11 protein-coding genes are annotated in these 20,580 nt (G+C 50.2%); 9 read left to right on the forward strand and 2 right to left on the reverse strand.

Annotated elements, in window-relative coordinates:
• Positions 1-138: 138 nt before the first annotated feature.
• Complete coding sequence (locus H7F15_RS11615) at positions 139-1,392, reverse strand: sodium:proton antiporter (RefSeq protein WP_185197141.1); 1,254 nt, start codon at positions 1,390-1,392, stop codon at positions 139-141.
• 335 nt (positions 1,393-1,727) lie between these two features.
• Between H7F15_RS11615 and H7F15_RS11620 the strand changes: the two genes are divergently transcribed.
• The 5 genes from H7F15_RS11620 to H7F15_RS11640 all read left to right on the forward strand — a co-directional run bounded on the left by H7F15_RS11620 (position 1,728) and on the right by H7F15_RS11640 (position 8,323).
• Positions 1,728-2,201 carry a GbsR/MarR family transcriptional regulator gene (locus H7F15_RS11620; protein WP_185197142.1) on the forward strand — a complete coding sequence of 158 codons (474 nt, stop codon included), beginning with the start codon at positions 1,728-1,730 and terminating at the stop codon, positions 2,199-2,201.
• 69 nt (positions 2,202-2,270) lie between these two features.
• A complete protein-coding gene (locus tag H7F15_RS11625) occupies positions 2,271-3,626 on the forward strand; it encodes a TolC family protein (protein ID WP_370523698.1) in 1,356 nt (451 codons plus the stop codon).
• Positions 3,627-3,646: 20 nt separating this feature from the next.
• Entirely contained in the window at positions 3,647-4,702 is a 1,056-nt protein-coding gene (locus tag H7F15_RS11630; RefSeq protein WP_185197143.1) for an efflux RND transporter periplasmic adaptor subunit, read from the forward strand.
• 74 nt (positions 4,703-4,776) lie between these two features.
• Complete coding sequence (locus H7F15_RS11635; protein ID WP_185197144.1) at positions 4,777-7,956, forward strand: efflux RND transporter permease subunit; 3,180 nt, start codon at positions 4,777-4,779, stop codon at positions 7,954-7,956.
• Positions 7,957-8,062: 106 nt separating this feature from the next.
• A complete protein-coding gene (locus tag H7F15_RS11640; RefSeq protein WP_185197145.1) occupies positions 8,063-8,323 on the forward strand; it encodes an acyl carrier protein in 261 nt (86 codons plus the stop codon).
• Between the two features lie 310 nt (positions 8,324-8,633).
• Here H7F15_RS11640 and H7F15_RS11645 read toward each other — a convergent pair whose 3' ends face one another.
• A complete protein-coding gene (locus H7F15_RS11645; protein WP_185197146.1) occupies positions 8,634-10,076 on the reverse strand; it encodes an FAD/NAD(P)-binding protein in 1,443 nt (480 codons plus the stop codon).
• Between the two features lie 455 nt (positions 10,077-10,531).
• Between H7F15_RS11645 and H7F15_RS19650 the strand changes: the two genes are divergently transcribed.
• The 4 genes from H7F15_RS19650 to H7F15_RS11665 all read left to right on the forward strand — a co-directional run bounded on the left by H7F15_RS19650 (position 10,532) and on the right by H7F15_RS11665 (position 20,162).
• Positions 10,532-15,568: a translocation/assembly module TamB domain-containing protein gene (locus H7F15_RS19650; RefSeq protein ID WP_370523712.1), complete on the forward strand. Its 5,037-nt coding sequence runs from the start codon at positions 10,532-10,534 to the stop codon at positions 15,566-15,568.
• Positions 15,569-15,574: 6 nt separating this feature from the next.
• Entirely contained in the window at positions 15,575-17,959 is a 2,385-nt protein-coding gene (locus H7F15_RS11655; RefSeq protein ID WP_185197148.1) for a BamA/TamA family outer membrane protein, read from the forward strand.
• 93 nt (positions 17,960-18,052) lie between these two features.
• Positions 18,053-18,478 (forward strand): SRPBCC domain-containing protein, encoded by a 426-nt coding sequence (locus H7F15_RS11660; protein WP_185197149.1) that lies wholly within the window; start codon positions 18,053-18,055, stop codon positions 18,476-18,478.
• A gap of 52 nt (positions 18,479-18,530) precedes the next feature.
• Positions 18,531-20,162: a M28 family peptidase gene (locus tag H7F15_RS11665; protein ID WP_185197150.1), complete on the forward strand. Its 1,632-nt coding sequence runs from the start codon at positions 18,531-18,533 to the stop codon at positions 20,160-20,162.
• Positions 20,163-20,580: the final 418 nt, after the last annotated feature.

Genomic DNA, 20,580 nt, shown 5'->3' on the forward strand with positions numbered 1-20,580 from the left:
CTTCGGCTGCATTAATCAGTTAACCTTCACAACTGAACCTACTTAACCTGTAAATACAGAAACCACACATTCTATTATAAACTATAAAAGCCAACAGATATAGATTTCTGTTGGCTTTTATACAGTTAAAACTATAGGTTACCTTTCAGGTTCTACTGTCAGTACTCTGCCGGAGAGTTTGCTTACGGTCAGGCCCTGCACCACAATAGAAAATACGACAACAAAGTAGGTCATCTCCAGCAACAGCTCTTTGTAAAGCGGGTCAGTAACTGATAATACCAGCGCTATGGATACACCTCCCCGCAGGCCGCCCCAGACCAGCATCGTAAGCGTGCCCCTGCTAAGCTTTGGCTTAAACGGTACGATCAGCGACGGAATCCAGATAGAAACGAAACGGGCGAACAGCACCACAACTATAGCTACCACCGAGATCAGCCAGTACAGTTCAAAATCCGGGATCAGCAACAACTCAAAACCGATAAAGAGGAACAGGATAGCGTTCAGAATCTCATCGAGCAGTTCCCAGAACTTGGTCAGGTAATCTTTTGTAAGCGCCGACATGGCTACTTTTTTGCCATAGTTGCCGATGATAAGACCGGCCGCCACCATGGTTAACGGTCCCGAAATATGGAAGGCCCGCGCAATCAGGTAACCACCCATCACTACCGACAACGTGATCAGCACCGACACAATGTAATCGTCGATATCTTTCATGGCTTTGGATGCCGAGAAACCAAGCAGCACGCCCAACAGTAGCCCGCCCAATGCCTCTTTAGCCAGCAGCCACGATATAGTACCCAGCGAAATAGACGCATCGGCAGTCTGGGTAAGCTGCAGAATTACGGCAAACAGCACCACCGCCATACCATCGTTAAACAGCGACTCGCCGGTAATTTTGGTTTCCAGCGCCTTGCTCACATTGGCTTTCTTCAGGATACCCAGTACCGCAATCGGGTCGGTTGGTGATATGAGCGCCCCAAAAAGCAGGCAGTATAAAAACGGCATATCTATACCAAAAAAGGGCATCAGGAAGTAAAAGACCCCGCCAATCACAAACGTGGAAATTATAACGCTTATAGTGGAGAAGGTAAGAACCGGCAGCCGTTGCTGGCGCAGGTCGGCCACGTTTACGTGTATAGCACCAGCAAAAAGCAGGAAGTTAAGCATGGCACCCATCAGCAGTTCTGTAAAATCGAGCTCAGAAATGAGTTTGAATAGCTTGCCCGTTGTTTCAGGAAAAATACTGCCACCCGCAAACCGTATAAAAATGGAAACGATAATGGCCATCAGCATAATGCCGATAGTAGATGGCAATTTTATAAACCGGTGGTTGACGTAGGCAAAAAACGACGCTAAAACGATAAGAACTGAGAATGAGTAATATAACTCCATAAACTAATCAGAAAGGTTAACTATAGGTTGATTTCCGGCAAGGTGTTTTTCGGGAATGAAGGCAAAATAGCAAAAAAAAATTTATCTCATTTCGCCAGAAACCGCCGCAAAAGCACTCCGGTCTATCGTTTGGCAACTATAGGTTTGTTTCCAAAACGTGTCCCTCAAGCAATATTTAGCTCTACATCTCCTTCATTCCATGCCTGTTGCACAACTATAGTTTTGATACAGAAAGCTACAGATGAAATATTTTAAATTTTTGGTTCTGTAAATTATGAACTAACGAAACTATATTATACCTTTGCATTGTTATCAACCTGTAACTGATAATTATTATGACATTAAGCGATAAACAACTGGAGCTGATTGAGGAGTTTGGTGTATACCAGGAAAACAATGGTTTTCAGCCGGCTGTAGCGCGTGTTATGGGTATATTGCTGGTTTCAGATAAGCCAGAGCTTACCTTCGAAGAGATTTCGGAGACACTGAACATCAGTAAAAGTGCTACCAGCAACGCCCTGAATATGTTGCTTAACACGGGCCACATCGAGTATACCACCTTCCCCGGCGACAGGAAACGCTACTTCCGGATAAAATCATCGAACTGGCGCGACACTTTTAACAAAAAGATGGAAGACCTGGGTGAGCTGAACAATATACTGAAGCGCGTGCTGGAAGTCAGAAAGCGTGATAACCCGGTTTATGACGAGAAATTACTGTACTTCATCAGCTTCCTGGATTACCTGAAAAGCCAGCTGCCAGGCCTGATTGAGCAGTGGGAAAAGGAAAACCTGAAAGAAAAAGTATAATTTTTTTACTTCTATAGTTCTGCAATTTCAGAACTAACTATAAATACCATAACTAAAAGAACTATAAACGTGAATATCAGACACTTAATCTTAGGATTAACATTTTTCAGCCTGACGCCTGCCTTTGCACAAGCACCCGCCGGCGGAAAAGAGCTGAATCTGCAACAGGCTATAAACTATGCCCTGGAAAACAACGAGTCTGTAAAGAAAGCGTCGCTGGACGAAATGGGCTCCAAGTACCAGATAAACGAAGTACGCAGTGCCGGTTTGCCACAGGTTGAGGTGAAAGGCTCCGCAGTGAGAACACTTGAAAAATCGATGATTGCGCTACCTGCAGATTTCAACCCGGAAGGGACTGGTCCACTGATCAAGCCAATGGGTACAGATAACACGGTGCAGGCTGGTTTGTCGGTAACACAGCTGCTGTTCAGCAAATCATATTTTGTGGGATTAAAGGCAGCCAAGAGTGCCGAAGACCTGTACCGTATCCGCAAGGAAATGGCTACCGAAGACGTGATCTATAACGTGGGCAGCGCTTATTACCAGGTACTGCAGACCAAAGAGCAGTTTAACAGCATCAACGCTAACCTGAACATGCTTACCCAACTGGAAAAGATCCTGACGCTGCAGTATAAGAATGACCTGGTGAAAAAGGTAGACGTGAACCGCATTAAGGTAAACAAGATAAACCTGGAGAACCAGAAAGAGAACCTGCAGGCCGCTTATGTACAGCAACTGAACGTGCTTAAATTCTTTATGGGCATGCCGCTGGATGAGCAGATCGCCTTAATAGGTTCTGCAAATGATGTGCTGCTGGATGAGCAGCCAACTATGGCCGGTGTGAACGAAGTAGCTACCGAGCGTGCCCAGTTCAAGATCCTGAACAAGCAGAAAGAGCTGAAAGCACTGGAGATCGAGAACATTAGAGCGGGCTACTACCCGTCGCTGGCGGCCTTTGGTAACTACAACTACCAGTCGCAGTACGATGGCCGCATGATCGGCAACCCGGATGCGATGTGGTTCCCGAACTCGCAGGTGGGTTTGCAGCTTAACATCCCGATCTTTGATGGTTTGCGCAAAAAGAGCCAGGTACAGCAGCGCGAGATTGAGCTGAAAAAAATGGACCTGGACATACAGCAATACAACAAGAACACACAGGTGGAGGTAAGCAACGCCCTGAGCCAGTTAGGCAACAGCCAGAACAACATAGCTGCCCAGGAGCGCAACGTAAAGCTGGCCCAGGAAGTGTACAACACCACCAACCAACTATACAAGGAAGGCCTGGCACCACTCAGCGACCTGCTGAACGCCGAAACTGCCCTGCGCGAAGCCCAGACCAACCTAAACAACGAACGGCTTAAATACCAGATCGCCCAGCTGAGCTATCTGAAAGCCAAAGGAAATCTCGAATCACTATCAAACTAAGACATACACCAAATACTAAAATGAAGAAGGTAATTTATATCGTACTTGTGCTTGTTGTGCTGGCCGCTATCGGGTTTAAACTGATGAGCAACAAAGAACAGATGGCCGCCAATGCCGCAGTAGCTGACATTAAAAGCGATGCCATTCCGGTTGCTGTTACACAGGTTAAAACAGAGAAATTAGACAAGTCATTTACCGCACAGGGTAACTTCGCTCCTATCCAGAGCCTGACACTTTTATCAGAAACGAACGGCCAGATTAAAAGCGTGCTGAAGCGCAAAGGCGACAAAGTAAAAGCCGGCGACCTGCTGGTACAGGTAGAGAGCAACACCATGGCTGCCGACCTGGCTACAGCCCAGACCAATGCCGAGAAAGCAAAGCGTGACCTGGAGCGTTTCGAGAACCTGGCTGCCGGTGATGCGATCACGCAGCGTCAGCTGGAAGATGCCCGCCTGGCTGCCAAGTCTACGCAGGCACAGTTGGTTGCTGCCCGTCAGCGCCTGACCAAGACCCGCATTACAGCGCCTATCAGCGGCGAGATAAACGAGATCTATGTAGAAGTTGGCTCTTACCTGAACATGGGTACCAAACTATACGACATCGTGAACGTGGACAAGTTAAAGCTGAAAGTAAAAGCCTCTGAAAGCGAAGTATTGCTGATAAACAAAGGCGATAAAGTAACTGTGAAGGCAGACGCCGGTGCCGGACAGGAATACGAAGGCGTAGTAACCGCCATTGCCGCCCAGGCCGATCCAACCCTGAAATTTGACGTGGAGATTGAAGTAAAAAATGCTGCTGACAACAACCTGAGAGCGGGTATGTACGGCACTGCCTACTTCAAAGTGGACGACCAGCGTGATGCCATGTTGTTACCGCGCCAGGCTATAGTTGGTAGCATCCAGAACCCAAGTGTTTATGTGGTAAATAACGGCGTTGCTACCATGCGCAAAGTAAAAGTAGGCGTGGTTACACAGGATAAAGTAGAGATACTGGAAGGCGTACAGCCAGGCGAGCAGATAGTGCAGAGCGGCCAGATAAACCTGCGCGACGGCATTAAAGTGACCTTGCTGAAGTAAGCAAACTATAGTCTGGGCCTCTGGCCCGGTAAAATAGTAAAAGCAATAACTTCTTTTAAATAAGAAACTATAAAATGAACATAACCAAAATATCGATCCAGCGATCAACTATAGTGGTGGTGGTATTTACTGTACTCACGCTGCTTGGTGTTGTCAGCTATCAATCGCTTAACTACGAGCTTCTTCCGAAGTTCAACCCACCGGTGCTTACCATTATGACGGTGTATCCGGGTGCTTCGCCAAACGAGGTAGAAAACTCTGTTACCAAAGAGATCGAAGACGCACTTGCCTCGCTCGAGAACGTGAAGGAAATGAAAAGCACCTCTATGGAAAGCTTTTCAATGATCGTGATCAACCTGAACCAGGGTACCGATGTGGATCTGAGTTTACAGGAAGCACAGCGTAAGATCAACACCATTCTGGCCAAGCTGCCCGAAGATGCCGATGCCCCTACGCTGAACAAATTTGACCTCGACGACCTGCCTATTATTAAAATGGGTGCTACCGCCAACATGCCTGCTACCGAGTTCTATGACCTGATCGATAAGAAGATCAAACCGGAGCTGTCGCGCATACAGGGTATGGCGGCCATAAAAGTATTGGGTGGCCAGGAACGTGAGATCAAAGTAAACATCGACGCCAACAAACTGGAAGCCTACAACCTGTCTATTTTGCAGGTACAGCAGAAGATCCGTAACTCCAACCTCGACTTCCCTACCGGTAAGATAAAACAGGAAAGCGGCCAGACGCAGATCCGACTGGCGGGTAAGTTCCAGTCTTTGGAGCAGCTGAACAACTTGATCATCCGCCAGGACGACAAAGGCATTGTGCGCCTTGCTGACGTAGCCGAAGTACAGGATACCCAGAAAGACATCGAGGTAATGAACCGTATCAATGGTAACCCGTCGGTAGGTATCACGATACAAAAGCAGTCGGATGCCAATGCGGTGGAAGTAAGCCGTTTGACGAAAGAAGCGCTTGCCTCTCTGGAGAAAACCTACGCTGCCGAAGGCCTGAAATTCAACGTAGCCAACGACTCTTCTGACTTTACACTGGAAGCTGCTGACTCGGTGATACATGACCTTATTATTGCCGTTATACTGGTGGCTGTGGTGATGTTGCTGTTCCTGCACTCGCTGCGTAACGCGGTTATTGTAATGGTGTCTATTCCGGCTTCGTTGGTAGCCACGTTCATTGCCATGTACCTGTTTGGCTACTCGCTTAACCTGATGTCGCTGCTGGCACTTTCGCTGGTAGTTGGTATTCTGGTGGACGACGCGATTGTGGTAATTGAGAACATTCACCGCCACATGGAGATGGGTAAAAAGCCGGCACAGGCCGCTTATGATGGTATCCGTGAGATCATGGCAACGGTTACTTCCATCACATTGGTAATTGTGGTCGTGTTCATCCCGATCGCTCTTTCTACAGGTCTGGTTTCGGATATCCTGCGCCAGTTTGCGGTGGTGGTTGCCGTAGCCACAATGATCTCTTTGTTCGTAGCCTTTACGCTTATCCCGTTGCTTGCCAGCCGATTCTCCAGACTGGAGCACATCTCTGACAAGAACATTTTCGGACGATTTATCCTTGCTTTTGAGCGCTTCCTGGACCGCGTGATTGATGGTTTTACGGCTACCCTGAAGTGGGCCTTTAACCACAAGTTTATCACGCTGGGTGTAACTATGTTGCTATTGGTTGCTTCGTTTGCGCTGGTGCCAATGGGCTTTATCGGTTCAGAATTTATACCGGCCGGTGACCGCGGTGAAGTAAGCTTACAGCTGGAATTGCCAAAGAATGCCACCGTAGAGCAGACCAACTTTGCTACCCGTAAGGTGGAGGAATACCTGCTTGCCAAGCCTGAAGTAAAGAAAGTGTTTACCACAGTTGGTACCACTACTTCGGCACAGGCCGGCCAGAACACCGCTTACAAAGCCGACGTTTCGGTGACCCTGGTAGATGTAAAAGAGCGTGATTTCAGCACCGACCAGTTCAGCCGTCAGGCAAAAGCTGATATCGAAAGCAACATTCCGGATGTGGAAGTAACGCCGGTGCCGGTTGGCCTGGTAGGTAACTCACAGGCTCCGATCCAGATCATCATCTCAGGCTCTAACCTGGACAGCGTGATGAATTTCTCGCAGAAAGTGCTGGCCATTACAGAAGGTGTGGATGGTACTGCCGACGTGGAAATGTCTGTGGAGGGTGGTAACCCGGAAATTGAAGTGGTAGTGGACCGTGATAAGATGGCAAATGTTGGCCTGTCGCTGGAGAGTGTGGGTGCAAGCATGCAGCTGGCTTTCAGCGGTAACTCTGACGTTACCTTCCGCTCCGGCACCGAAGACTACGACATCAACATCCGCCTCGATGAGTTTGACCGCCGCAGCGTAACCGACATCGGTAACCTGTCATTCGTAAACAGTAAAGGGCAGATCGTTCGTCTGGCGCAGTTCGCTGATATCCGCCAGTCTACAGGTCCATCGCAGCTGGAGCGTTACAACCGTGTAACTTCGGTAAACGTGAACTCACAGGTTATTGGTAGACCAACCGGTTCGGTGGGTGCTGACATACAGGCGAAGATGGCGGAAGTAAAAATGCCGGCCGGTGTAAGCTTAGAGTATGGCGGTAACCTGAAAAACCAGAGCGAAGGTTTCGGTACGCTGGGTGTTGCCTTGCTTGCCTCTATCATCTTCGTGTACCTGATCATGGTAGCCCTGTACGATTCGTACATTTACCCGCTGGTGGTTCTGTTCTCTATTCCGTTGGCGATTATCGGTGCCTTGCTGGCCCTGGCGCTTGCTTCGCAGTCGCTGAGCATCTTCTCTATCCTGGGTATTATTATGATGATCGGTCTGGTAGCGAAAAACGCGATTATGGTGGTAGACTTTACCAACAAGCTGAAAGACGAAGGCGTGGAAGTGAAAGAAGCCCTGATCGAAGCGATCCGTATCCGTTTCCGCCCGATCCTGATGACGACGCTGGCCATGGTGATTGGTATGTTACCAATTGCGCTGGCAGGTGGCTCAGTAGCTGCTACTAAAAACGGTCTGGCCTGGGCTTTGATCGGTGGTCTGAGCTCTTCGATGTTCCTGACGCTTATCGTGGTGCCGATCATCTACTATGGCTTCGACAGAATCCTGGCTAAGTTCGGTTTAGATAAGAAAACCAAGATCGAGCTGGAAGAGAAAACGCTGGAAGAACTGGAGCACGAAACCAAGATGCTGGAAGAAAAGAAAATGGCGCACGAGTTTGCGCATTAACCAACACGCATTACCTGTTTTCATACATATAAATTACTGGGGAGATCGCAGAGACTTATAGTTTCCGCGATCTCGGAACCAGGCTTACTTTTACCTCTTACATGCCATGACAACTGCAACCCCAGATAAAAAGGCAATCCAAAAAGAAGTGGTGAAGATCATCACCTCTGTTACCAACCTTAAACGAAATCAACTACTGGAGGTCCGTGACCTGACGACACTCGGGCTTGACATAGTGGATGTGGTAGACGTTATTCTGAAAGTGGAAAAAACCTACGACCTGACCATACCCGATGAGGTACCGGTTTATACCGTAGATGACTTTGTGAACTACGTGTACACACAAACCATGAAACAGGCCGGTTAAGCCAGCCCAACTATAAAAGTAGCGCCGCAACTATACATTGCGGCGCTTTTTTTGTGCTCTGTGTGGTAAACTATAGTTGGGCTTTAAACTATAGCTACGTTAAACTATAGTTTCTTACTTCTGGCGCTCTTTCGGACATCCATGTCCGAAAGCCATCTGCCTGGGACATCCTTGTCCCCGATTTACGCGGACGTGGACGTCCGCAGCAGAGTGGTTCCGGACACTGATGTCCGGAACAGCAAAATAATAGTTTGTTCATTCCAGACACCCTTGCTATAGTTCATCGCGAGCGGGGACACTTAATTGTTAACTATAGTTGCAATGCTTCATCTGATGGAGAAAGATGTATCGTTCTGCACAGTTTATTCTCCTGCAGTAACCAATGTGCCAGGTCTTTTGCCTGTTGTCGTATTTCCCGCAGCGCAGTGGATTCGTACAGTATTGCTTTCCGGGCTGGACCTATCATATAAAAGCCTTCTACAGGCAATCCGCTTTCGCTTACCAATGTCCCATCTTCTGCAGTTACAAGTCCCAGTTTTAAGGCATCGGGCTTTATCAGGCCATCGGTAAACAACTGCTGCACCAGGGGTAACTTTATTTTTGAGTAGTCGCTCTCAGGTCCTGTACAGTTGATTACGCGGCTTACTTTTATAGACTGTGCTATAGTTTGCTTCCTTCTTTTTATAGTTATAAGGGCCATCTCCCCTTCTGTTTTCATGTCAACTATAGTTCCGGCGATCAGTTCTAAACGACCCTGTTCCTGTAATTCCTGAAGCATGGCTGCGGAACTGGCCGGCATGCGGTGGCGGTGCGTTTCCCAGTAAGGACGCACATGGCGCAGAAACCGCTTCTTTTCAGATAATGAAAAGGACTGCCAGATAGCCGGTATATGCACACGCATGGCATCCAGCACGCTGCGCCAACTATAGCCTTGTGCTTCTGCCTTCTTAACCTCCATCCGGATAAAGCGGAACAAATCAATCACTGTTAAGGAAGCGCTGAGATCAGGAAGCCGGAGGTGATGGTAAAGTGGCGTGTGTACATCAAAAGCCTGCGGTAGTAAGCCGTGGCGCGACACAACATAGATCTTTCCTGTATGGCCTTCTGCCTTCAGACTTCCCACCAGGTCCACCATTGTCAGGCTCGAGCCGATAAGTAACAGCGGAGATTCAGGGCGCAGGTTAGCCAGGCCTTTTGCGCTCCACGGCGAAGCCACGTAGTTACTGCTCTTATAAAACGCTTTATTGGGAATCGGCAGATCAGCCGGTGGAAAATTACCTGAAGCCAGCACTACTTTAGCTGCAACTATAGTTTTGTGCTCTTTAAACTTAACTCGAAAAGAATTGCCCTGTTTGGTAACTGCCAGGGCCTCCTCATAAATTCTGACCAGCTTTACATCTTCGGCAGCTAACTGCTCCGCCTCCTCTAACCTGCTTTTCAGGTAATCGCCAAAAATAAACCGGGGAATAAAATCGTTTTTGCTGACAGGTGTATTCAAATGCTTTTCGTAGCGGTGTTGCTGTGTGGTAAGCCAGTCGTAAAAATCGAGAGGCTGCTCCGGGAACAGGCTCATGGCAGAGGCTGGTACATTTAAGGGCTGAAACGCCAACTGGCTGGAATAGGCAATACCCCGGTTCATTCTGTACCGGTCCTGCTCTATCAGGTAGATGATTTTACTACCCCTGGCACTCCGCAGCAAATGAATAGCTGTTAACGTGCCACTGAGGCCTCCTCCAATAATTGCGATCGCCATAGGTGCTCTATCTTAGGTGAAATAAACCTTACAAAAGTCAGACAAGCGAAACCTATCCTGGAAGCCTGTACAGTATAGTGGGTGCTGGGAGTGGCCGGACACAACCGGCGAGCGTGAAAAACATCTGATTTTACGGGAATGTATTTTCTATAGTTTGCCCGGCAGCCGGTACGTGTAAAATAAATACACCTGCACGCTATCTACCAGATAACGAATACGATAGCATTCACAATTTTTAAAAGGATATTTCAGCAACTATAGCCTACGGGTTACTGCGCTTCAAACTATAAATTGTACTTCTTATACACGCCTGCCGGATATAAACTAATTGATAAACCCATATCAATATTCAAAAATCATTAAATCACCTATATAGTACCCTATCCTTGTTTGGATAATTCCGTAAAGGCAAGACAGAACCTGAAACGGAAAACCATATCGCAACTGCAAAACATATCGGTAAAGTAGCAGCCAAAGTTATTTTTGGCCTGCTGCTGCTTATTGTTGTCCTGGTAATTGCTATAGTTGTAGCCCTGCAGTTCCAGGGTGTACAGAACTTTGTAGCCAAAAAAGGAGCCAATTACCTGGAAGGAATGCTGAACACGAAAGTGGAGATCGGCGGACTGACCACCGACTGGCGCAATGCCCTGGTGCTGAAGGAAGTGTACATCGAGGATCAGCAACAGGATACGCTTTGGTACAGCCAGCGCCTGGGTGTGGACATGAACATCCTTGGGTTGCTGCGCGGCGAGTACAACATCAGCAAAATTGACCTGGACCACGCCCGCCTGAACCTTCACATTCGCCCGGACAGCACCTCTAACTTCGACTTTTTACTGCAGGCTTTTGCCACCGATACCACTGCCACTACCACCCCCGCCGATACCACTGCCCTTGCCCTGAGCCTGGATGTGATAAACCTGGAGGATGTACACGTGCGTTTCAGGGACGAAGCCGGCGGTAACTTTATTGAAAGCCAGGTAGGACAGCTGACCACGACCATGGAAGACCTGGACCTGGAAAAGCAGCAATACCTGATAGATGACGTAGCCCTGAAAAATACCTGGGTAAAATACGAACAGACCAAACTTCCGCCTGAAACAGAGCCGGCACCTATTGCCTTTAACATTGGCCTAAACAGCGCAGAGATAGAGAACAGCAGCCTGAGTTATGTGAACCGGGTAGCCGAACAACGTATTGAAGTGGACCTGGGAAAAGCTGCGCTGACCGGCGATGAGATAGACCTGCCTAACGCCCGCGTAAACCTCGGCTCGCTGGAGTTGCACAACTCAACTATAGTTTATGCCCAGGAAAAGTATAAGCCATCCGATTCGCTGGCTGTAAACCCTGCCAAAACGGTGCGCGAGCTCGATGAATCGGTAGAGAAAGCACAGGGGCAGCCTGTAAACTGGATCGTTACTTTAGATAAAACCGACATCTCCGGGGTCAACATTAAATTCGACAACTTTAACACGCCGGCCCAACCACGCGGCATGGATTACGACCACCTGCACTTTACGGACATAGTACTGCAGGCCAATGACCTGAGCTATAGTTTGAACCGCACCCAGGCCGAGCTGAAACAACTGCAACTAAAAGAGAAAAGCGGGTTCAGGGTAGAGAATTTTCAGGCAGATATTCTGTTCGACTCTGTTCAGACAAAGCTGACCAACCTGGACCTGAAAACCGGCAACAGCCACATCCAACGCGACCTGGCCATCCGCTACCGCTCTTTGGATGCGCTGGCTGATAACCCGGGCAATACCCAACTGGACCTGAGCATTGTAGACAGCCGCATCGCCATGCAGGATGTGCTATACTTTATGCCCGAACTGCGTCAGAATCCATCCTTTAAATCTATCGTTAACTCCACCCTGACTATAAGCGGCGACGTGGAAGGCAGCGTGGATAACATGATCGTGCGGCAACTGCGGGCATCGGGCCTGAACGGAACTATCGTGAACGTAACCGGCAACATACGCAACGCCACCGACCCCGATAACCTCTACCTGGACCTGGATGTGAACGAGCTGCAAACAACACGCGCCACCATTCTTGCCTTCGCCCCGCCGGGTACCATACCCCCCAATATCCGCATTCCGGAGCGGGTACGTCTGGAAGGTGCTGTGGAGGGCAGCCTCACCAATTTTGATGCGCAGACAACTATAAACAGCTCCATCGGCAACCTGACCGCTGATGTGGACATGGGCCAGCACGACAGGTTTAGCGCAACTATAAAAACAGCCGGCTTCGCTTTGGATGAACTGTTTACCGATAGCCTTGGCCTGGGAACTATAGCCGGAACAGTAACTGCCAACGGACAGGGACTTACGCCCGAAACCATGGTGGCCGATGTAAAAGCGAACCTGACAAAGTTTGAGTACAACAACTATAGCTATAACAACATTGTAGCAGACGTAGACATAAACCGCGAAATCTATAAGGTAAACGCCCGCGCCGAAGACCCGAACCTGAACCTGACCCTGGACGGCACCTTTAACCTGCGCGATACTACCAGCACCAAATCCACGTTCGCGCTGGATATAAACGAGGCCAATCTGCATGCCCTGAACCTGTATGCCGAGCCACTGAAGATAGAAGGCAAACTGCAGGGCAACTTTACCGGAACCGATGCAAGCACCCTGAACGGCAGGTTTTTCGGGCAGCAACTGGTGGTGCAGCACAACAATACCACGTACCCCGTCGATTCGCTGGCGCTGGACCTGAAGCAAAGGGCAGGCAATACCGAAGTGCTTGTACGGTCGGATGTGATGAATGCGGAAATGCAGTTTGGCAACTCGCTGGCCACACTCCCAACTGCTATCCTGAAGCATTTCTCCAATTACTTCGACCTGCAGCCGGACCCGCCTTACCCTGCCAACCTGAACCTCGAAGATTTCACGTTCAACATCAACCTGAAAAAGACAGGAGTGATCACCTCGTTTGTACCCGGGCTGACGCAACTGCAACCGGCAGGCCCACTAACCGGCTCGTACGACGGCGAAACCCAGACCTTTAAAATGGATGGCGGCTTTACCCGGCTCAAATACACGGACTATACCCTGAATGGCCTGACCCTGCAGGTGCGCGGCGACCGCGAAAAAATGAACTATAACGTCAACCTGAGCCAGTTTCTGTCGCCTTCGCTGCGGGCAAAAGATGTGGCCCTGACGGGTGCTGCCCGCGACAACGATCTGCTGGTGCGCCTTTCGGTGGCCGAAGACAGTACCGAGGCAAAGTTTGTAATGGGTGGCGTGCTCAACAGTTTAGGTCGCGGCTACAGGTTTGCCTTTAATCCGGAGCAGCTGGTCATAAACGGAGATACCTGGACTGTGCCTGAAGACAATTACCTGCAGTTCGACACCAACTTTATTTACGCCAACAACATCAACCTGCAGCACAACAACATGGGGCTGAACCTGAACAGCCAGGGTCCTGTGGGTCCGGGCGCACCTCTTACAGCCACTTTTAATAATTTTGAGATAGAGTACATTACCCGCTCCTTCCAGCAAAGCGACAGCCTGATGTCCGGAACTATAAACGGAACGGCTACTTTGCGCGATATTATGTCGGGCACGCCGGGCATTACTGCCGATGTAACGGTGAAAGATTTTGCCTACGAAGGAGTGCCGGTTGGAGACATTGCCCTGGTAGCCGGAACCGCTGGCAGCAACCGCTATAGTCTGGATGCCCGCCTCACCGGCAACGAAAACCAGCTGCTGGTCGATGGCTTTATAGAAACACAGCCCAATGCCACCCTGCTTAACCTGACAGCCAGGATACCGAGCCTGAACATTGCCAGTTTCCAGGGCTTTACCGAAGGAATTATAGATGACCTGGGAGGCAATGCTACCGGCAACCTGCGCATCACCGGCACGCTGGCAGACCCGAACATTCTCGGCGACCTCAGCTTTAACCAGGCGCAATTCACCATTACGCAGCTCGGCTCGCTTTACCGGCTGCAGAACGAGCGCATGGTGTTTAATGAAAGCGGCATCAGCTTACCCGATTTTACCCTGACCGACTCACTGGGCAACACCCTGGAAATAAACGGAAACCTGCTGACACAGAACTATACCGATTTCCGGTTAGACCTGACCGCCAGCACCGATAAGTTTATGGCCCTTAACTCTACCGCGCAGGACAACGGGCTTTTTTACGGAAAGGTGTTTATTGATGCCGATGCAACAGTAAAAGGCACCATGATGGAACCGGTAGTAGAGACCAATGCCCGGATTCTGGATAACTCAAACTTTACGCTGGTGATACCTGCCGATGAAGCCGGTGCTGCCGAACGCGAAGGAATTGTGGAATTTGTAAACCTGAACGACTCGGCTACCGCCATTATCCGCAAAAATGTGCCGTCAGACTCAACCGGGATAACCGGATTTGTAGGCGCCGATGTAAGAGCCCAGCTATACATAACCGATGCTTCTACCATAACTATAGTGCTGGACCCGATAACCGGCGATAACCTGGTAGTGCGGGGCACAGCAGACCCGATGTTCATCGGCATGACGCCTTCAGGCGATATCAACATGTCGGGGCGCTACGAGATAACGGATGGCAAGTACAGTATGGATTTTTACGACCTGGTATCGCGGGAGCTGGAGATTGAGAAAGGAAGCTACATTGCCTGGACCGGCGATGTGCTGCAGGCCAACATGCAGGTAACGGCCATTTATACAGTCGAAACGGCACCGCTGGAACTGGTGGCTTCGCAGATCGGGGGTACACAGGACCCGGTACTCCGCAACGAGCTGCCTTTCCTGGTATATGTGAACGTAGAGGGCGAAATGCTGAAACCTGATATTTCGTTTGACATTCAGGTACCTGAAACAGCACAGGGCCGCATGCCGCGCGAAGTGGCATCGAGCCTGAACGACCTGCGCACGGATGAAGCCGAAATGAGCAAACAGGTATTTGCCCTGCTGGTGCTCAACCGTTTCCTGGCGCCCGATCCGTTTACCAGTTCGGGGGGTGGCTTTGCCTCTACGGCACGCAACAGCTTAAGCCAGGTAATGACCAACCAGCTGAATAACCTGACACAGCGTTACGCCGGCGGGCTTGGCCTTGAACTGGGCCTGAACTCATACGAAGATTACTCTTCAGGCGCCGCACAGGGCCGCACCGACCTGAACGTGGCGCTCCGCCAGCAGTTCCTGAACGACCGCCTGACCGTGCGTGTCGGCACAGACATAGGCCTGGAAGGCGGCCAGCGCGAACAGAACAGCATGAGCGGCTTTGGCGGAGACATTTCCGTGGAATACTCCCTGACCGAAGATGGCAGGCTGCGCGTGCAGGCCTTTCAGCGAAACCAGTTTGAGGATTACCTGGAAGGAGACGTGCGTGCCACCGGCGTAGGCGTTATTTACATGCGCGAGTACGACCACTTCTCAGACCTGTTCCGCCACCTGGAAGAGCGCCACCGCCGCGAACAGGAACGCCGCCTGGAGCAGGCAGCCAAATTAGAAGAAGACATTACCAAATAAGCCGATATGTTAGCAGCTATACCTGCCCTGATACACACCCGCCCTTGCCACACCCTGCTGCTGGCCGCCCTGCTGCTTTTATGCGGGTGCACCGGTACCAGCCGCATTCCACAGGACGATGCCCTTTTTACAGGCTTTAACGTGAAAGTGGAAGCCCGCAACGACAGCACTAACCGCCAGAAGCAACTACAGACCGAACTGGAAGCAGCCGTGCGTCCAAAGCCAAATTTCTCGCTGTTGGGCATGCGTCCCAAACTGGCCATTTACAACACGTTTTACACCGAAAAAGACAAAGGCCTGAAGCACTGGATACAAACCAAACTGGGCGAACCGCCTGTGCTCCTTTCCACCGTGGATACAGCTACAGTAAGTTTAGTGATGAGCAACCGGCTGCACAACCGCGGGTATTTTAACAACTCCGTGCAAAGCAAAACCAATGTCAGGAAAAAGACAGCAACTATAGACTGGACAGCGTACGTGAGCCAGCCTTACCGCATCCGGCAGGTGGTGTATACTATAGCCGATTCGCTGATAGTGCAGCAGGACATTGAACAGAACAGAGGAGAATCGTTACTGATACCTGGCGAACCCTATGACCTGGATAAAATGACCGCCGAGCGGGTACGCATTGATGCCAACCTGAAAAACAAAGGTTATTACTACTTCAGCCCGGATATGCTCATTTTTAGTGTAGATACCACCGTGGGCAACCGACGCGCCGATGTGCTGATGCGCCTGAAACAGAACTTACCAGACCAGGCCCTGCGCCCGTATAAGATAGACGACATCTATATTTTTGCCAACTATAATATCGGCGACAGCCTATCGGTAAACGACACCATCAGCTACAAGAACTATAAGTACATCCCCAACGAGAATTATGTACGGGCACGCCACCTGGTGCGCGGTGTTTTTATAGAGCACGATAGCTTATACTCCCGCCAGGACCACCTGCTAACTATAAACCGCCTGTCGGGCCTCTCGGCATACAAATTTGTGAACATCGATTATGAGACCGACACCCTGAACCCCGGCCTGCTGGATACCTTTATTTACCTCACCCCGTCCTTTAAAAAGTCGCTGCGCATGGAGGGCAAATTTGTGAGCAAATCCAACAACTTTACCGGGCCTGGCATCACCGTCTCGTTCCGTAACCGCAATGCCCTGAAGGGCTCCGAACTGCTGAACGTAGATTTTACCGGGAACTTTGAAAGCCAGGCAGGCGGGCGGGGCTCCCAGGAAAATACAGCCACTGAAAAACAGCTTAACACCAACCTGAGCTCTTATGAACTGGGCGTTCAGAGTTCCCTTACTTTTCCGCGCATTATTTCCCCGTTCAGGTTGCGCAACCTGCGTACCGAGTTTGTGCCTAAAACCCGCATGGGCCTGGGCTTCAACTTCCTGACCCGAGTGCGCTACTTCCAGATGAACTCATTTAACGCCTCTTATGCCTACAACTGGAAACCAAAAAAGGAATTTACACACGACTTTACGCCCATCAACCTGCAGTATGTGCAACTGGCCAGCGTGACCGATGAATTTCAGGACCTGCTGGATCAGAACGTTTTCCTGCGCCGCAGCTTCGAAGACCAGTTCATTATCGGCTCTATTTACCAGCTTACTTTCTCTAACCAGATGGAGACCAACCGCACGCACCAGTTTTTCGATAACATTACGCTGGATGGATCAGGAAACCTGATTAACGGGCTGCAAAGCTTAACGGGTGCCGAGGAACCACAGGAAAACAAGCCCCGCACCATTTTTGGCAGGCCGTATTCGCAGTACGTGCGCGTAGAGAACGATTTCCGGTATTACTTTAACTTCGGCCAGGAAAGCCAGATTGTGACGCGCCTGCTGGCTGGTGTGGGCTACGCGCATGGTAACTCCACCGTAATGCCGTATGTCAAGCAGTTTTCTATTGGCGGACCAAACAGCATCCGGGCCTTCCGGGCGCGCAGCATAGGCCCCGGCACCTACGACGTAACTGAAAAAGCCGATTCGCTGGTGTTCTCTTACTTCGACCAGACCGGCGACATGAAACTGGAAGCCAACATTGAGTACCGTTTCCCGATTGCCGGTTTCTTTAAAGGTGCTGTTTTTGTGGATGCCGGCAACATCTGGTTGCTAAAGGAAACACGTAACGAAAAAGGCGAGATAGACCGCCCCGGCGGCCTGTTTGAAGGCAACGAATTTTTAGGGGAACTGGCAGTGGGTACAGGTTTTGGTTTGCGTGTGGATGTCGAGTTCTTCGTTCTCCGCTTCGATCTGGGTATACCGGTTAGGGTGCCGTACCTGCCGGCCGGGGAACGCAACGTGCTGTCCGATTTCAAGTTCGGGTTTAAAGGCGACAACAGCATGACCCTGAACATCGCCATCGGTTATCCTTTCTGATGCTATAAATATCCGGCAGTAAACCTTATATTTGTTTATCCTGATATACTGACGTAGTCCGGAGCACAACTTCTATAGTTCTGAAACAAGCTGATGCAGCAACACCTTATTGTTACCGACAAGATAACCATCGCCGCCCTGCCCGCCAGGGTCTGGGAGGTACTTACTAACCCTGCCTACATGCGCCAGTGGGAGGAAATGCCTGAAAACTTCGGGGATGAGCCTCTGCAATTGGGCAGCGTGATCACATACGAAGGCTTCTCGACGCTGACAGTTACGACCTTTGAGGTGAACAGGCTGCTGGTGCTATCTGTATATCTGCCAAATGTAGCGCTTGCTCCCACAGACTATAACATCGCCTACCGCTTTACGCTGCGCCCGGAAAACGGCCATACCGTGCTGGATTTCGAGATCGGTGACTTTGCACCCGTGCCCAACGCGCAGCAGTATTACGATATGTCGGTGCAGTTTGCCGAAACATCGCTGCAGAAGATAAAAACGCTTGCAGAGCTGGCCTGATAAAACTGATTTACCCTAACGCTTACATACGCCATTATAACCATCCTGAATTATGCGCAACTTTAAACTATACTTTCTGGCAAGCTGCCTGCTGATAACGGGCACAGCTTTTTCTCAAACTATAAAAGTGGAGAAACCGGTATCGAAAGCCATGCAGAAAGTACAGCCTGCTGTTATTAAAGCCCACATTGATTACCTGGCCGATGACAAACTGCTGGGCCGTAAACCGGGCACACCGGGCTACCAGATGGCGGTAGATTATGTGATTGACCAGTTTCAGAAAACGGGCGTGGCTCCTGCCGGCGAAAATAACACCTACCTGCAAACCGTCCGTCTGCGTCAGGCTACTACCAACCCCAATGCCAGCATCACCGCCAGCAATGCTGCCGGCGAACGCACCGAGCTGGTGATCGGCACTGATGCGGCCATCTCTCCTAACCCCGTACTGCCACAGGTAACAATAGAAGCGCCGCTGGTTTTTGCCGGTTTTGGCATTTCTGCTCCTGACCTGGGTTACGACGATTATGCGGGGCTTGATGCCAAAGGCAAGATTGTAGTTGTGCTGCGTGGCGCACCCGAGAAGTTCCCGAACACGGTTGCCAACTATAGCATGGACCTGCTGACGATTTTGCAGAACGCGGCTGCCCATGGTGCGGTTGGTGTAGTGGTAGCAGCCCCGCGCGTACCTAACCAGCCACGCGGTGTGTACAGCGTCATGACCCCGGACGGAAAAGTGGGCGCATCCCGCTCCTACGTATCCGACGACATCAAACTAACCGCTACAATCAGTTTTGCAGCCCTGCAGAAATTCTTTGCACAATCAGGCCTGGATCTGAAGAAAACAGAAGCCAGTCTACGTTCCGGCAAACCAGCCTCCGCGCCGCTGCAGGCAAGTATAAGCGCAAACTATAGTTCTGCTTACCAGGACATTGAAAGCTATAATGTGGTTGGCAAAATAACAGGCACCGACCCGAAACTGAAAGACGAGTATGTAGTGCACAGTGCCCACCTGGACCATGTGGGTGTTGGCCGCCCTATCAATGGAGATTCTATATATAACGGTGCGCACGATAATGCTTCCGGTGTTGCCAGCCTGCTGGAGATCGGCCGCATTTACCACCACCTGAAAGTGAAACCGAAGCGCTCGGTTTTGCTGGTAATGGTAACTGCCGAGGAAATGGGCCTGCTGGGCTCTGCCTACTTCGCTAACCACCCGACCGTACCTGCCAGCAGCATGGTTGCCAATGTAAACACCGACATGCCCACCCTTATTGCACCGCTCTTATCGGTAGTGCCGTTGGGTGCGCAGCATTCATCGCTCAGCAAGCAGGTAGCGCAGGCCAGCAGCCATTTGGGTCTAACGATTGAAGAAGACCCGGAGCCGGAGCAGAACCGTTTTATCCGCAGCGACCAGTACAGCTTTGTGGTAAAGGGCGTACCGGCCCTGCACATAAAGTACGGTAACAAAACCGCCGACGGCAAAAACAACCTGGACGAGACCGTAAAGAAGTGGCGTGAAGTATATTACCACAAGCCACAGGATAATCCGGATGGTATTTTTGACTACGATGCTGCCAAAAAGTACGCGCAGCTCAACTTCCTGATCGGGTACCTGGTAGCCCAGCAACCGGAGCGCCCCACCTGGAACAAGAACGACTTTTTCGGCACCCGCGCAGTGCAGTAAACTATAGCAGTTTTGACCTTATTCCAAACCCTCTCCTGCTAACAGGAGAGGGTTTTGTTTGTATTTATAAATAGGCCCCCTACCCCAAGGATTTACAGGATTATGGCTGGTTTTACCTCACCCCAGCCCTCTCCTAAAAACAGGAGAGGGAGTTTTTATCTAATACTTTAGTTATAGTTAGGCTATAGTTTCATAGTTGCTATCAGTCCAACCACCCCTGCCCCTCGTTATCAAAGGAGGTGAGCATTCTGCCATTACTAATTCACAAGCTATAGTTCTATAGTTACAGCTCACGAACAGGACAGGTCGCGACCTGTCCCTTCGGAAATACAACCACGAGAAAAACGATCTGCTCTAACCAAAAGACATAGAGCAAACTATAGCTATAGGGTAGCTATCGAACTGATTTCAGTCTTTG

The sequence above is a fragment of the Pontibacter sp. Tf4 genome (genome assembly GCF_014212495.1).
Classification (GTDB): Bacteria; Bacteroidota; Bacteroidia; order Cytophagales; family Hymenobacteraceae; genus Pontibacter.

Excerpts from the sequence above, each read along its gene's own strand:
- H7F15_RS11615 (WP_185197141.1), bottom strand. The coding sequence starts at position 1,392 with ATGGAGTTATATTACTCATTCTCAGTTCTTATCGTTTTAGCGTCGTTT.
- H7F15_RS11620 (WP_185197142.1), top strand. The coding sequence starts at position 1,728 with ATGACATTAAGCGATAAACAACTGGAGCTGATTGAGGAGTTTGGTGTA.
- H7F15_RS11630 (WP_185197143.1), top strand. The coding sequence starts at position 3,647 with ATGAAGAAGGTAATTTATATCGTACTTGTGCTTGTTGTGCTGGCCGCT.
- H7F15_RS11635 (WP_185197144.1), top strand. The coding sequence starts at position 4,777 with ATGAACATAACCAAAATATCGATCCAGCGATCAACTATAGTGGTGGTG.
- H7F15_RS11640 (WP_185197145.1), top strand. The coding sequence starts at position 8,063 with ATGACAACTGCAACCCCAGATAAAAAGGCAATCCAAAAAGAAGTGGTG.
- H7F15_RS11645 (WP_185197146.1), bottom strand. The coding sequence starts at position 10,076 with ATGGCGATCGCAATTATTGGAGGAGGCCTCAGTGGCACGTTAACAGCT.
- H7F15_RS11655 (WP_185197148.1), top strand. The coding sequence starts at position 15,575 with ATGTTAGCAGCTATACCTGCCCTGATACACACCCGCCCTTGCCACACC.
- H7F15_RS11660 (WP_185197149.1), top strand. The coding sequence starts at position 18,053 with ATGCAGCAACACCTTATTGTTACCGACAAGATAACCATCGCCGCCCTG.
- H7F15_RS11665 (WP_185197150.1), top strand. The coding sequence starts at position 18,531 with ATGCGCAACTTTAAACTATACTTTCTGGCAAGCTGCCTGCTGATAACG.